This window comes from endosymbiont of Galathealinum brachiosum (genome assembly GCA_003349885.1).
GTDB lineage: Bacteria > Pseudomonadota > Gammaproteobacteria > SZUA-229 > SZUA-229 > SZUA-229.
In genome coordinates, this window is the sequence record QFXC01000013.1 from 121,083 (window position 1) to 135,227 (window position 14,145).

The 14,145-nt window shown below is 41.0% G+C and carries 13 protein-coding genes and 1 pseudogene; 4 read left to right on the forward strand and 10 right to left on the reverse strand.

All coding sequences use genetic code 11. The annotated features are described in order from the left end of the window. Positions 1-307: 307 nt before the first annotated feature. The 10 genes from DIZ80_13420 to DIZ80_13465 form a co-directional block, all read right to left on the reverse strand. Complete coding sequence (locus DIZ80_13420) at positions 308-631, reverse strand: sulfite reductase (GenBank protein ID RDH81113.1); 324 nt, start codon at positions 629-631, stop codon at positions 308-310. Between the two features lie 163 nt (positions 632-794). Continuing rightward, positions 795-2,063, reverse strand: coding sequence for a c-type cytochrome biogenesis protein CcmI (gene ccmI / locus DIZ80_13425; protein ID RDH81114.1), 1,269 nt, complete (start codon positions 2,061-2,063; stop codon positions 795-797). A gap of 109 nt (positions 2,064-2,172) precedes the next feature. Next, positions 2,173-2,631, reverse strand: coding sequence for a cytochrome c-type biogenesis protein CcmH (locus tag DIZ80_13430; protein RDH81115.1), 459 nt, complete (start codon positions 2,629-2,631; stop codon positions 2,173-2,175). A 6-nt stretch (positions 2,632-2,637) separates the two neighbouring features. After that, a complete protein-coding gene (locus DIZ80_13435) occupies positions 2,638-3,165 on the reverse strand; it encodes a DsbE family thiol:disulfide interchange protein (GenBank protein RDH81116.1) in 528 nt (175 codons plus the stop codon). Further along, positions 3,165-5,138: a c-type cytochrome biogenesis protein CcmF gene (locus tag DIZ80_13440; GenBank protein RDH81117.1), complete on the reverse strand. Its 1,974-nt coding sequence runs from the start codon at positions 5,136-5,138 to the stop codon at positions 3,165-3,167. Before DIZ80_13440 ends, DIZ80_13435 begins: the two co-directional genes overlap by 1 nt. Further along, entirely contained in the window at positions 5,138-5,659 is a 522-nt protein-coding gene (locus DIZ80_13445) for a cytochrome c maturation protein CcmE (GenBank protein ID RDH81118.1), read from the reverse strand. The genes DIZ80_13440 and DIZ80_13445 overlap by 1 nt, the downstream gene beginning before the upstream one ends. Before the next feature lie 146 nt (positions 5,660-5,805). Then, a complete protein-coding gene (ccmD, locus tag DIZ80_13450) occupies positions 5,806-5,988 on the reverse strand; it encodes a heme exporter protein CcmD (GenBank protein RDH81119.1) in 183 nt (60 codons plus the stop codon). Beyond that, a complete protein-coding gene (locus tag DIZ80_13455; GenBank protein RDH81120.1) occupies positions 5,978-6,724 on the reverse strand; it encodes a heme ABC transporter permease in 747 nt (248 codons plus the stop codon). Before DIZ80_13455 ends, ccmD begins: the two co-directional genes overlap by 11 nt. Before the next feature lie 212 nt (positions 6,725-6,936). Then, on the reverse strand, positions 6,937-7,602 hold the full coding sequence (gene ccmB / locus DIZ80_13460) for a heme exporter protein CcmB (GenBank protein RDH81682.1): 666 nt from the start codon (positions 7,600-7,602) through the stop codon (positions 6,937-6,939). Between the two features lie 26 nt (positions 7,603-7,628). Beyond that, positions 7,629-8,282 (reverse strand): heme ABC transporter ATP-binding protein CcmA, encoded by a 654-nt coding sequence (locus tag DIZ80_13465; GenBank protein ID RDH81121.1) that lies wholly within the window; start codon positions 8,280-8,282, stop codon positions 7,629-7,631. Positions 8,283-8,505: 223 nt separating this feature from the next. On the opposite strand from DIZ80_13465, the gene DIZ80_13470 reads away from it, so the two are divergent. The 4 genes and pseudogenes from DIZ80_13470 to DIZ80_13485 all read left to right on the forward strand — a co-directional run bounded on the left by DIZ80_13470 (position 8,506) and on the right by DIZ80_13485 (position 14,083). Then, on the forward strand, positions 8,506-9,825 hold the full coding sequence (locus DIZ80_13470; protein RDH81122.1) for a hypothetical protein: 1,320 nt from the start codon (positions 8,506-8,508) through the stop codon (positions 9,823-9,825). A gap of 45 nt (positions 9,826-9,870) precedes the next feature. Then, positions 9,871-11,916 carry a hypothetical protein gene (locus DIZ80_13475; GenBank protein RDH81123.1) on the forward strand — a complete coding sequence of 682 codons (2,046 nt, stop codon included), beginning with the start codon at positions 9,871-9,873 and terminating at the stop codon, positions 11,914-11,916. A gap of 125 nt (positions 11,917-12,041) precedes the next feature. Beyond that, a pseudogene (locus tag DIZ80_13480) lies at positions 12,042-12,362 on the forward strand (hypothetical protein). Positions 12,363-12,826: 464 nt separating this feature from the next. Continuing rightward, a complete protein-coding gene (locus DIZ80_13485; GenBank protein ID RDH81124.1) occupies positions 12,827-14,083 on the forward strand; it encodes a diphosphate--fructose-6-phosphate 1-phosphotransferase in 1,257 nt (418 codons plus the stop codon). The last annotated feature ends 62 nt before the right edge of the window (positions 14,084-14,145 follow it).

The following is a 14,145-nucleotide window of genomic DNA, read 5'->3' on the forward strand; positions in this document are numbered from 1 at the left end:
TTTTGAAATAGATCAATTAAAATATCATTTTTTAATAATATTATTAAAAACCCTTATGAACGATAATTTCACTTATAAGTAAACTGAGCACAGGTATAAACACTGTTAAATTACCAATTACGCTTATGCGTAAATTAGACACACCAGCAAAAGATTATTCAATCTGAGAAAGCATTCTGATCAAAAAAACACAGAGAATAGAAAAGAGAAATGAAATTATATAGATAAATTAAAACAGCTACGAGAAACACAGCCAAAACAACCAGCTACCCGCGAGTAGCTGATATCTGGCTACTTTATATATTACCTAAGCAACACTACCAAATGAATGATCAACTGCACCCGCTGGCACATCAAGCCCGGCTAATTTACAACCTTCTGCAACCGGACCATCTGGTACCACCTGATGCAAATATTTAATACCACCCTGCATATGAAATTTTTCATCAAGCGCATCTTTTACCTGACGCAATTTAGGATGATCAACTTTTTTATAATATTCCTGCAAAGCACCGATAAGTTGCCAGTGCTCATCACTCATTGAAATCCCATCAGATTTAGCAACCGCTTGCGCAATTTCTATAGACCAGCCATGGGGGGCATTTGGAAATGAATCGATTGATACATGCATAACAGTCTCCCGTATTTAATACAATTGACATACTATGAATGTAGCTGAACTTACAGGTATTACTTATGAATCAGACGGAATGAATTTATAGAATTTAGCATGAATAAGGGTGTTAACCGGAGCAACCACATAGGCACCCTGATTAACACCTCGAGTGCTTGTCCTATTTAACCTGATTAATAACCAGTTTAATTTTTTCCTGTGACTTAACATTGACTGGTGATAACTCTACAAATAAATCGCCAGATTGAACACCAGGCTGCCCTGATTTACTAATTGTCGCAGAAATTTTAACCTGATCAAAACTGGATAATTTCATTTGCGGCATCATTGCCATAGCATCATTTAAACTAACTGTTATAGGAAGGTCTGCTGCGGTTTTCTTAACTGCAGCCAAAGGCATAGGTGGGCCCTGCATAGCTTTGGCAAATATAAACAAAGTATCGTTAGCTGATACCTTATCTTTAAGTGCCGAATCCAGTTCAACTGTTACTATTATTTCTGCTGCATTCGTTACCACTTTTGATTCTGCAGCCGGTGCCACCTTTTTAAGCTGTGCTACTTCATTTGCTGATAGCTGACTTTCTGCACCGCTAATCAACTGATCAAGCTGAGCCAGTGTAGCCGCATCCTCAATTAACATCGGGCGTAATTTGTACCAGTAGGTTAAAGCTTTACTAAAATTTTTCTGCTGATTTTCTGCTGTACCCGCCATCCATAAAACCGTTGGACTGTCTGGCATAAGAACAATCACTTTATCAACTATCGGTTTTGCAACACCGGTTAATCGTCCGCCTTCCGTCATCGCTAAAGCATCTGCATAACGAATTAAAACTTCCGGTTCTTCACCAACCTGTTCAATGACTTTTTCATATGAAGATACCGCTTTGTGATATTGCTTCATCGTCATATACGTTTTTGCCAGCATAAACCAGCCTTCGGGATTTTCAGGCTCTTCTGCCAGACGCTGTTCAAGTTTAGCCACCGCATCTTCTATAGTCATTTCAGGGCGATCTTCACCTGCCGGAATAACCGTTGCTTCAATTCGTGTACCTGTAGCTGCCGCAAAATCACCTAACTGATAATAAATTGCAGCTGCTGCCAGAGGAATGATTGCCGCCAGTACAATTGGCATTAATTTACTGGTCTCTTTAGATTCCGATAATTCATTCTGTGACTGCGATTGAGGCACATCCGATAAATCCAGCGCTAATGTTGATTCAAGTTCGTCATGTAACTGCTGAAAAGTTTGCTGATTGATTTCACCCGCTTCAAGCTGAGATTTAATTTCAGCTAAACGATCTTTTGCGATATCAACATTTAAATCATCATACTCGTCCGAAAACGCATAATTTTTCTTTTTTAATGCAGGCACAATAAAATAAATAGCCATTAAAACTAGAATAACTGCACTTATAATAAAACTGATCATAAAACTCTCAAATTATATATTCTTAACCTGCAGAAGCACGAAGAACACAGGGTATTAATAATAAAACCTTTTGCTGTAAATTCAGGCTTTCTGTTTAAATTATTTTCTATCAATCATCCAATAATGATTTGGCTTTTTTCTGCTGCGTTTTATTGACAGCTTTTTCAACTTCTTTCTTTTGACTGCGCATATATGACACAACCACTAAACCCGCAACTACAAAAAATATAATTGGCCCATACCAGAGTATGTAGGTAGCCTTTTTAACCGGTGGCCTGTACATAACAAAATCGCCATAACGAACAATCATGAAATCAACGATTTCATCTTTGCTTTTACCTTCACTCAGTTTTTTATAAACTAGCAATCGCATATCCTGAGCCAGCTCTGCATTAGAGTCAGCCAGATTCTGATTCTGACAAACCAGACAACGCAATTCCTGAACGAGTACGTTGTAATCGTTTTCCATTTGCGGCGTTGCGAAATCGTGAGTTTCAAAACGCGCATGAGCCTGTGAAGACACAGACAAAATGCACAGAATAAAAATAATATTTTTTAGTATTTTCATATTTAATTAGTTTTTGAAATGTTTTTTAAACTTCTTTTCCCACACGGCCGGTGTTATTCCACCCGCATGTTTAGCGACAACAACACCTTCAGCATTAATTGCAAACGTTTCAGGCGCACCATACACACCCCATTCAATTGCCACCGAACTTTCTGGATCAAAACCAATTTTTAAAAATGGATTTCCCATTTTAGTTATCATGGCTTTTGCTTCAGGACGTTCATCACGCCAGTTCAATCCAACAATCGGTATACCTAACTGGCTTAATTCCATTAGAAAACGATGTTCACGCCAACACTCGGGACACCAGGTACCCCAGACATTAAACAACCAGACCTGACCTAACATATCAGCAGTTTTAACCACTTCAGATTCATTATATAAATCAGGTACATTAATGGTGGGTGCTGCCCGACCTATAAATTCTGTTGGAATATCTCGCGGATTATATTCACCTGTATTGGTCTTGTTTAACATAAAAGCAAAACCGCCTATCATGATAAAAAAACCAGCTAATAGTAAATAACGAGCCATTACACAGTCACCGTATTATTACTCTGAACTTCAGATGTTTTTAGCGCTTTACGATAACGCTTATCCGTCGCAGCGAGTAAACCACCAAATGCCATAATTAAAGAACCTAACCAGATCCAGCGAATAAACGGCTTGTGGTATAAACGTACACTCCAGGCACCTTTACCATCCAGGTCTTCACCCAGTGATACATATAAGTCACGCCAGAAGCCCGGGTCAATACCGGCCTCTGTCATAGGCATACCACCGGCGTTATACAAACGTTTTTGCGAATGTAATCGACCAATTTCCTTGCCCTGATAAAATGTTGTAAACCAGCCTTCTGCTGCTTTATAGTTAGGTCCGACTGCATTTTGAACACCTTCAAAAAGGAATTCATATTCACCGATGCTATAGGACTGCCCTTTAACCAGGCGAATATCTTTTTCTGTGCTGTAAAGCGTTGTTAATGTAATGCCCACTACAAACATCGCTACGCCCATGTGGGCAAATGTCTGACCATAGAAACCACGAGGCGTATTAAGTAATGCCTGTAATTTATTCTGCTTACCGGACACCCTGTCAACGATACCTTGAGCACTGGTCATAGTTATCCAAACGGCTAACATAATTGCAACCACCGCACCCCACTTCACATCATCTATTAATGAATATGGAATGGCAGCGCCTAGAACAACACTCACTACAAATGGAATAAGTAATTTCTTACCCATTCTTTCCAGACTATCCTGTTTCCATCTAGCCAGTGCTGCCACACCCAATAACAATGCAATAGGTATAGTTAATGGAACAAATAACGCATTAAAGTACGGAGGGCCTACTGAAATTTTACCTGCATCTAAAGCATCTAATGCTAATGGATAAAGCGTTCCCAATAAAATCGAAAATGCAGTAACGACTAGTAAAATATTATTAATTAATAAACCACCTTCTCGGCTCATCATATTTAACTTCACTGCACTACGAATTTGCGGTGCGCGGTATGTATACAGCGCAAGTGAACCACCCACAACCACAGCAAGGAATATTAAAATAAAGATACCTCGCTCCGGGTCATTCGCAAATGCATGCACTGACGTTAATACACCGGAGCGCACTAAAAATGTGCCTAATAAACTTAACGAGAACGCAAAGATTGCCAGCAATACCGTCCATGCTTTAAACACACCGCGTTTTTCAGTTGCGGCTAAAGAATGTATTAATGCGGTACCGACTAACCAGGGCATAAAGGATGCGTTTTCTACCGGATCCCAGAACCACCAGCCGCCCCAGCCAAGCTCGTAATAAGCCCACCAGCTTCCAAGTGCAATACCAATGGTTAAAAATACCCAGGCAATGTTTGTCCAGGGGCGCGACCATTTAGCCCAGGCCGAATCAAGACGACCACCTAGCATCGCAGCTATAGCAAAAGCAAATGCCACAGAAAAACCAACATAACCCATATACAACATAGGCGGGTGAATGATTAAACCAAAATCCTGTAATAATGGATTTAAACTGCGACCTTCTAAAGCAGCAGGAAACATTCGATCAAATGGGTTAGACGTAAGTAATGTAAATAATAAAAATCCGACACTCACTAGCCCCATAATGGCAATCACTCGACCGCGCATAATTAAAGGCATCGCACGACTAAACAACGCAACGGCTGCTGTCCACATTGCCAGAAACATAGTCCACAATAATAATGAACCTTCGTGGCCACCCCAGACAGATGATATTTTATAAATAACAGGTAATTCAGTATTAGACTGACGCGCTGTATAACCAACAGAAAAATCATCAGTTAAAAAAGCATACGTTAAACAGATGAAACTGATAACAATGAAAATGGTTTGTCCAATTGCAGCAGGAGCGGCTACTTCAACCCAGCTGGAGATTTTTTTCTGTGCACCTATTAACGGCACTGTGCCCTGAATAACCGCTAAACAAAGCGCAAGCACTAAAGCAAAATGACCAATTTCAGGAATCATTATTTTGAATCTCCAGTTGCTTCACTGCCGGGGTAAGGGTTACCTTGACCAACGGGAATACCTTCAGGATGTTTCATGGCTTCAATATCGTCTTCGTTCCATTTACCCGATTTTTTCAAAGCATCTGCCACTTCCGGTGGCATATAATTTTCATCATGTTTTGCCAGCACTTCTTCAGCTACAAACACGTTATTTTTAATTACACCAGTTGCTACTATGCCCTGACCTTCACGGAATAGATCAGGTAATATTCCCTCATACATAACCGGATAGTTTTTTGCTCCATCGGTTAAATCAAAATCAATTCTCAGACTATTCGGGTCACGTTTAACACTGCCGGTAACAACCAGACCACCAATACGGAAACTGTGATTTTCTGGTGCTTTACCTTCTAATATTTCAGTCGGACTGAAAAAGTGATTAATGTTTTCGTTTAATGCCATCATTATTAGTGTAATAAATACACCGATACCGGCGACTAACATGGCTACAAACATCATTCGTTTTTGGCGGGCTGTCATGTACTTCTCTCACGGTTACAGATTATTATTCTCCGTCCCATGCTAATTATTAGATGGGACGATGAAGTCAGATAATTATTTTTTCAGATAGTTCATATTATTAAACAATTATATATCTCAAAAACTAAAATCAATTTACATACTTTTTATGTGTCTTCCTGACGCTGCCGTTCCTGCTGGCGATACTTTATTTTTAACTCTTTAATAATGCTCTTTTTAGTAAATACAGGGCTAATTAAAATCCAGCCTAATACAACTAATGCCAGACCATAAGATGACCATACATAAACGGCATAACCACCCATATGAAAAAATTCACTAGGACTCATTTTCTACAATCTCCTTCACCCAGCGCGTATTTTGCTCACGGCGTAAAAGCTCACCCCGGGCACGCATTAATACAGACGCAGCATAATAAAGTTTAAATGATGTCGCCATCACCATCAGCGGTATTAACATGGAAATATGCATTGATGGTTTATCAAATTTCGCCACTGTTGCTCCCTGATGCAAGGTACTCCACCACTCAACCGAGTAATGAATAATGGGGATATTAACCACCCCCACGATTAACAGGATTGCACCTGCCCTCGCCGAATTTCTCGGATCTTCAATCGCAGCCTGTAACGCAATAAAACCTAAATAAAGAAACAGCAGTATTAACTCGGAAGTTAAACGCGCATCCCACACCCAATAGGTTCCCCACATGGGTTTACCCCAGAGCGAACCAGTAACCAGTGCAAGAAAGGTAAATGCCGCACCAATCGGTGCACTCACACTGGCCATTAAATCAGCCGTTTTAATTCGCCAGATTAAACCAACAGCAGCGGAGATAGCCATAACCATATAAACAAACATGGACATCCAGGCCGCAGGCACATGTATATACATAATACGATAACTCTCACCCTGCTGATAATCAGGTGGGGCGACTAACAGGCCGTAATACAAACCAACGACCAATGACAGCAAAAAACTCCACATAAACCAGGGAATCATCTTTCCTGACATGATGTAGAAATTTTTCGGTGACGAAAATTTATGTACGATTGCGGGTAATTTCATAATTCTGCATATAAGTATTCGTTAATATAAGAGCATTTTTATCATAAATAAACATTGATATAACGCAATTGGTTAATTTCTGTTCTGCATTCTGACATATCGTTACACTAAACGACCATCAGATAAAACTAACACCTACAGGAGAATATCACTGTAGGTGTTAACTTTAGCTGACGATCAGGGGTACGAGACTAATATTTTCTACAATATACTTACTCGACACTAATCTTTAAAGCCGTCGCAGCAGCTAAAGGGGCAAGGGTTACCGATAACACCAGTAAAGCCCCTAAAAAGTACAACTGACCTTTAATCTCCAGCCCGGCCATACTCGCATCCACCGCACTGGCAGAAAATATTAAAACCGGAATATACAGGGGAAGCACTAACAAAGACAGCAACATACCGCCCCGGTTCAATCCTAAGGTTAATGCCATGCCGATTGCACCTACCAAACTCAATATAGGGGTACCTAATAACAGGGTTAACATCAGGGTCATAATGCCCTCACCAGGTAAAAACATAAAAAGTCCAAGCAGAGGTGCCAGAAGTATTATCGGCACACCGGTCACCAGCCAGTGACTGATTATTTTAGCCAGTACCATAAGCGCATTAGAATGCGGGCTAAGCATTATCTGCTCCAGGGTACCGTCCTCAAAATCCGACTTAAACAGGGTATCGAGTGATAACATCGCTGCAAGAAGCGCTGCTACCCAGATAACTCCCGGCGCCATGGTCTGCAGTAGCTGTTTTTCCGGTGATACACCTAATGGAAACAGTGTTACCACAATGACAAAAAACAGCAGCGGATTTAATAATTCATTTCGATGTCGATATGACAACATCAGATCACGTTTAATCAGAGAAATAAACGCGCTCATTGTAGAGGGTGTTTGTAATGAAGCACTCATACAAGCGGCTCCAGCTGGGTATTTGGCAAAACAAGTTTACGTTGTTCACCCGCAGCTATTGTGACTGGCTGATGTGAGGTAATAACCAGCATGCCACCATTGTTGATATGTTGTGTAAATAGAGCTTCCAGCATACCCACTGCATTTACATCCAGAGATGTATAAGGTTCATCTAAAATCCAGCATTTAGCACGGGTTAAAAATAGTTGAGCCAGTGCTACACGGCGCTTTTGCCCCGCTGACAACTGAGCACAGGGAATATCTTCAAAACCGTAAAGCCCTACCTGATATAACGCTTCTTCAATACCGTTCTCTGTTTTACTGCCGTGTAAAGACTTCGCCATACATAGATTTTCTATGGGTGTTAACTCAAATTTTATTGCTGCACGGTGCCCCAGAAAAAGCAGATTCTCAAAATAATCAGATTCTGCATGATGTATTTTACGCCCCTGCCATAACACCTCACCTTCTAACGGCTGAGCCAATCCGGCCATAATACGTAACAGGCTGGTTTTACCGCTACCATTTTTACCTTCAACACGTAACATCTGGCCCGGGCACAGCTCAAAATCAAGACCTGTGAACAGATCTCGATAACCTCGGGTACAACTAACGGATTTAAGGTATAAACCGGCGGTGGCGTCGGTCATGGATGCATTTCCTGCTTTCTACTGAATTTTACTGATGGCGATTTTACAGGGAATTTACCGGAATAAACAGAAATGAATAAACCAGCGATAACGGTTTGTTTGACTTATCCCAAGTTTCAAAGTGATTTACCTCTAATTTTTTAAAATATACCCTGTTTTCCTGACATATTTTATTTGCGAATACCTATACTATATAAACTAACTCTACAAAAATCACATACTTATGACACGATACATCACGCCGTTACTTGTTTTACTGATACTTTCATCTCAACCCGTATTTGCAAATACAGCAGCTTTTGACCTCAAACACCTTCAATCCCTGTTTGAGAGTTACAAACGAGGACAGTCATATAAGTACGCCAAAACATATCAGGCTGAGATGGAAGGTGATCCGTATTTTGATTACCTTTTTGGTGTTTCAGCGATAGATACCGGGCATGCAAGCGAAGGTACATTTGCTCTGGAACGTGTATTACTGGTTTTTCCAGATGATCAGGTCGCTCGCCTTGAGCTGGCTCGTGGTTACTTCATATTGCAGGAGTATTCACTTTCAGGAAAAACCTTCGAAGCGGTTCTGAAAACCAACCCACCGACAAAGGTCAGGGACACCGCTCTGGCATACCTGGATAAAATTCGTATCAGTGAATCACGTTACCGCCCTACTCATAGTGGCTTTGTAGAGTTTTCACTCGGTAATGATGACAATGTAAATGCCGGACTGGATGAAGGCACAACATTCATTATTACTCTCGATCCAGACAGTTTTGGACAGGATGATAATTTTAGCTCACTGGCTGGCGGCTGGACTTATGCTCACCCATTTACTCCTGGCTGGTTATTTGAGTCAACGCTTTCGGGTAACTTTCGTAAAAATGCAGAATTAGATCAGTTCGACACTACTACCGGCACACTTCAGGTTGGCATCACTCACCTGCAGGCATCGAGCAAATATAAAGCAGAGTTAATCAATCAGCAGTTCAATTTAGATGGTGAAAGTTATCGCTCACTCAACGGACTAAATTTAAACTGGCAATATACTGTTTCACAGCAGTCCAGCTTTAATACCGCTCTGCAATACGCCCAGCTGGATTACCCGGATTTGAGCATAAAAAACTCTGACCTAATAACACTGGGCATGAATTATACCCATGCTTTCGCTGCTTATCTTCAACCTATACTCTTCTCCACGTTAAGTCTGGGAACAGAAATGGCTGAAGAGGATACAAATCCAGGCGCTCTTTCAGAAACAGAACGTGACATATACAGCTTACGTCTTGGTGTCGTTTTAAATTTCACCAACACACTTGCATTACAAACATCTATCGGCACACAAAATAGTGCTTATGCCGCAGGCTCTGCTTTACAACCTGACACAAAACGTGAAGACGATTACAACACAGCTAACTTAAAACTAATCTGGGCATTTGCCCGTAAATGGCGACTCGACACACAGTTTGCCTATAGCGATAACAGCTCAACTGAAGACCTGAAAAACTATGAGCGTAACGTGACCAGCATGACCGTAAATTACACATTTTAAAATAATAGAAACAGTGACTACCAGAGTCCTGCAACACTAATCAGGATGAGAACTGAAATTTTTCAAGGCAGAAAATATTTATACCCGGAGATACTTATGTATAAAACTATTAATACAAAATATTTAATCAGCCTGCTACTCATCAGCAGCCTTTTTACCACAGAGTTATACGCGGGTATTTCTAATGGCACTCACTGGATTATCAAACCCGGTGATTCACTCTATAAAATTGCTCGTACTGTTTTTCCAGACAGCGCTAAACAACAGGCTAAATTACGTAAAGAGCTGGTTAGCCAAAACCCGATTGCATTTAAAAATGGAGCAGGAAATATTTCCGTAGGCGACAAATTACAATTACCAGATTTTGCTATTAAACAAAATAAACCTGCCATCAAAGTTGCTCCTGTTGTTGCCGCAAAGAAAATACCAGCCACAAACAATACAACTAGCAAACCCATCATAAAGAATGTAACTACCGCTGCCCCGGTAGATAAACTTCAAACTACAACAGATCAACTTATAACACCTGATCCAGCAGATATTATCGGTAAAGTCATTATCAATGTGGGTGACCTTAATGCTCAAAACAGGGGTGCAATGCGAAAGTTAAATCGTCGCTCATCTATCTACAAAGGTGATACTATTTCGACGGGTGGTAAAAGCCTTACACAAATTCGTTTGAAAGATGGCGCATTATTATCACTGCGCCCACACACAGAAATCAAAATTGCTGAATTTCGATATAACGGAAGAGAAGATGGTAGCGAACAAAGCATCCTGGAGTTATTAAAAGGCGGGTTCCGCACTATTACTGGTGTTATCGGGCATAGAAACAAACAGAACTATCAGGTTAGAACCAGTGTTGCCACTATCGGTATTCGAGGCACTCATTACTCACTGGTATTGTGTCAGCAATCAAGCTGCAGTGATGGCGATAATAATGTAGACGATGGTTTATATGGTGGTGTTGCCGACGGCAGTATTGTGATTGAAAACCAGACAGGTATACACCAGTTTAATAATGACCAGTTTTTCAAACTGACTTCTTCCAGTGCAATACCAGTTGAGTTTTTAACGCCTCCATCTGTTTTCACACTGAAAAACAACGGTGGAAAATTTGCTAGTCTGAAAAAAAGCAAACACATTCCAAGTAAAGACGTAAATGCAAGAGCACGACGTTTAGCCGTTATCATACAACCCAACCAACTCGACCCTGTAAAACCACCAAAGCCTCTTATTGGTGATTTAAACACTCCACCAGTCGCAGAATTTCAACCCGATCTGGCACCGGATGGCGCAGGCATGCTGCTGGCTTTCAACCAGTCTACAATCAATACGGCGATTACAGGCACTTCCGCATCCGTTATTATCGCTCCGAACAATAACAACCAGATCATATTAGGCCCGAACCGCACTCCCGTTGCCGGCCGTGAAATTTCAGCCAATGAAACCGGTGAGCTGGTAAACCATGAATTAGTCATGACATCACCTGAAGGCTCATTCGCCACGCTTGTTCCATCAAGTATTGGAGGCAGCGCAGCACTTGGTGTTAACTGGGGTCGATGGAATGGTGATTTTATCCTGCTGGAAAACGGTGCACGAGTACCGACTAAGGATAATTTCCACTACATATACACTGAAAACCTGACCACACCAACCCAGCTGGCAAATCTGGGCGGTATAAAAGGTGCTTCGGTTACCTATACAGCCGTAGATGGCACTTTACCGACTAATCATCTGGGAGATGTAGGCTCAAATCTAGCCACTATAAATATGGGTGCTGACTTTATCGCTCAGGAAATAACATTTTATGACGTAGATACTTCTATAACGACCTCAAATGGTACTGCTTTTTTTCAGGCTGGTATTATCAGCCCTGTCGCATTTCAGGACCTGAGTCGTGATTTTGCCATTACAGGCACATCATGTGATAACGGCAGCGGCTGCACGGGAACAGCCAATGTATTATTCGTTGGATCTGAAGCAGCCGGTGCCATCACTTCTTATCAAATTCATGATGATAATGGCCAGGGGGGTATATCTGGTACTGCATTACTCGCTGAAGGTCAGGGACAAACCCCAATTCAATAAACGACTAGCCTTGTCCTGACTTTATAAATGATAAAAAATCAGGGCAGGCTGGCTAACGCTATATTGGTAATTTACCAATATTTCGTATACCCTTCACCGCTCTAAAAACACCTAAGTAAACAACCATGTCAAAAATACCCGACTATACCAAATCTGAAATCTGGACCATTGAAAGCACCCTGAAAGAACGCTGGGGTAAAGAAAACGAGATTGAGCTGCAATTTGCAGATACTGAAATCCGTTTACATATGGGTGACAGGGAAACGACAGAATGTCCGGCTATTATCTGGCAACATGAAGGTTGTAATTTTATTATTTTCAAATCCGGCATACAAAGTTACCGCTGCCAGTTTTTCTATAAAGGTTACCAGCAATACGGGACAGGACAACATGAGTATGACGATATCGGTGACTGTATTATCTCTTTACTACAGGTTCAATCTGACCAGAATCGTGAAGCTCAAATAGAAGAAGAAAACAGCGATGGCAGTCTGCCACGTGGCACTCAGGTAAAATAACCTCAAAATACGACACCAACATTACTCGTGATGTGATCAATTTCTTTAAACCGAAACTTTTCATACTATGTATTGTTATGACACATACCCCTCGGGGACAGAGCATCTTTCCCGCTCTGTCCCCTTCATTGATACCACCAACAGTTGTACAAAGCCTGTCATCACCCTGTCACTCCAATCGAAATCACCACTGGACACGGCATACCAGAAAGCTTAGTTACATTATATAATCATCCCCTTATATAACCCCAACTAGGGGCTACATAAATAAGCTTAATTTGTACCCTACCCTCGCTTGAGTCACACTCTTTCACCAAATTTTATAAGGTTTTTAGACTTGATCTCATAAAAGTCTAAAAATGAACACAGAATTATTAACGAGGAAAATCATAATGAGCGCTAAAAATGCATTTTACGCACAATCAGGTGGTGTAACAGCCGTAATCAACGCTTCAGCATGTGGCGTTATCGAGACAGCACGTAAGCACCCTGACAAAATAGGTAATGTATATGCTGGTCGTAACGGAATAATCGGCGCACTAGAAGAAGACTTAATTGATACAAGTCTTGAATCGTCAGACGATATCGCAGCACTAAAAAACACACCATCTGGTGGTTTTGGTTCTTGCCGCTTCAAGCTAAAAAGCCTGGAAGACAATAAAGCTGAATACGAACGTTTAATCGAAGTATTCAAAGCACACGATATTGGTTACTTCTTTTATAACGGTGGCGGTGACTCTGCTGACACATGTTATAAAGTATCTCAGTTATCTGAAAAAATGGGTTACCCAGTACAAGCTATTCACGTACCAAAAACTGTAGATAACGATTTACCAATTACTGATAACTGCCCAGGTTTTGGTTCAGTTGCTAAGTACATTGCAGTTTCTGCATTAGAAGCATCTTTCGATGTTCGCTCAATGGCAAAAACATCTACTAAGATTTTCGTTCTTGAAGTTATGGGTCGTCACGCAGGCTGGATTGCAGCTGCTGGTGGTTTAATTGAAGACGAAGGTATTCCAGTTGTTATTCTTTTCCCTGAAATTGAATTTGATCAGGATAAGTTCATGGCACAGGTTGATGCAAAAGTTAAAGAACACGGCTTCTGCACTATCGTTGTTTCTGAAGGCATTCATTACCCAGACGGTAAGTTCCTTGCAGAGCAAGGTACTCGTGATAACTTTGGTCACGCTCAACTAGGTGGCGCAGCTCCTGTTGTTGCTAACATGATTAAAGAAGCTTTAGGTTACAAATTCCACTGGGCAGTTGCTGATTACTTACAACGCGCGGCTCGTCACTTAGCATCAGAGTCTGATGTTGAACAGGCATATGCATTAGGCGAAAAAGCAGTTGAGTTTGCAGTTGCAGGCGAAAACTCAATTATGCCAACAGTTGATCGTATTTCTAACGATCCATACGAGTGGAAAATTGGTAAAGCGAATTTAGCCGATGTTGCTAACGTTGAGAAAATGATGCCAATGGAATACATCACTGAAGATGGCTTCGGCATTACTCAAGCTTGTAAAGATTACCTGACTCCTTTAATTAAGGGTGAAGCGTATCCTGCTTACAAGGCAAACGGTTTGCCTGATTATGTAACACTTAAGTTACAGTCAGTTGACCAGAAACTCGAGAAATTCGAAGTTTAAAAAAAACAAACCGGAGCTGGTGAAAACCTCCTCCGGTTTTTTTATGTTTTTTAATAAGTAAC

Excerpts from the sequence above, each read along its gene's own strand:
- DIZ80_13420 (RDH81113.1), bottom strand. The coding sequence starts at position 631 with ATGCATGTATCAATCGATTCATTTCCAAATGCCCCCCATGGCTGGTCT.
- ccmI (RDH81114.1), bottom strand. The coding sequence starts at position 2,063 with ATGATCAGTTTTATTATAAGTGCAGTTATTCTAGTTTTAATGGCTATT.
- DIZ80_13430 (RDH81115.1), bottom strand. The coding sequence starts at position 2,631 with ATGAAAATACTAAAAAATATTATTTTTATTCTGTGCATTTTGTCTGTG.
- DIZ80_13435 (RDH81116.1), bottom strand. The coding sequence starts at position 3,165 with ATGGCTCGTTATTTACTATTAGCTGGTTTTTTTATCATGATAGGCGGT.
- DIZ80_13440 (RDH81117.1), bottom strand. The coding sequence starts at position 5,138 with ATGATTCCTGAAATTGGTCATTTTGCTTTAGTGCTTGCGCTTTGTTTA.
- DIZ80_13445 (RDH81118.1), bottom strand. The coding sequence starts at position 5,659 with ATGACAGCCCGCCAAAAACGAATGATGTTTGTAGCCATGTTAGTCGCC.
- ccmD (RDH81119.1), bottom strand. The coding sequence starts at position 5,988 with ATGAGTCCTAGTGAATTTTTTCATATGGGTGGTTATGCCGTTTATGTA.
- DIZ80_13455 (RDH81120.1), bottom strand. The coding sequence starts at position 6,724 with ATGAAATTACCCGCAATCGTACATAAATTTTCGTCACCGAAAAATTTC.
- ccmB (RDH81682.1), bottom strand. The coding sequence starts at position 7,602 with ATGAGCGCGTTTATTTCTCTGATTAAACGTGATCTGATGTTGTCATAT.
- DIZ80_13465 (RDH81121.1), bottom strand. The coding sequence starts at position 8,282 with ATGACCGACGCCACCGCCGGTTTATACCTTAAATCCGTTAGTTGTACC.
- DIZ80_13470 (RDH81122.1), top strand. The coding sequence starts at position 8,506 with ATGACACGATACATCACGCCGTTACTTGTTTTACTGATACTTTCATCT.
- DIZ80_13475 (RDH81123.1), top strand. The coding sequence starts at position 9,871 with ATGAGAACTGAAATTTTTCAAGGCAGAAAATATTTATACCCGGAGATA.
- DIZ80_13485 (RDH81124.1), top strand. The coding sequence starts at position 12,827 with ATGAGCGCTAAAAATGCATTTTACGCACAATCAGGTGGTGTAACAGCC.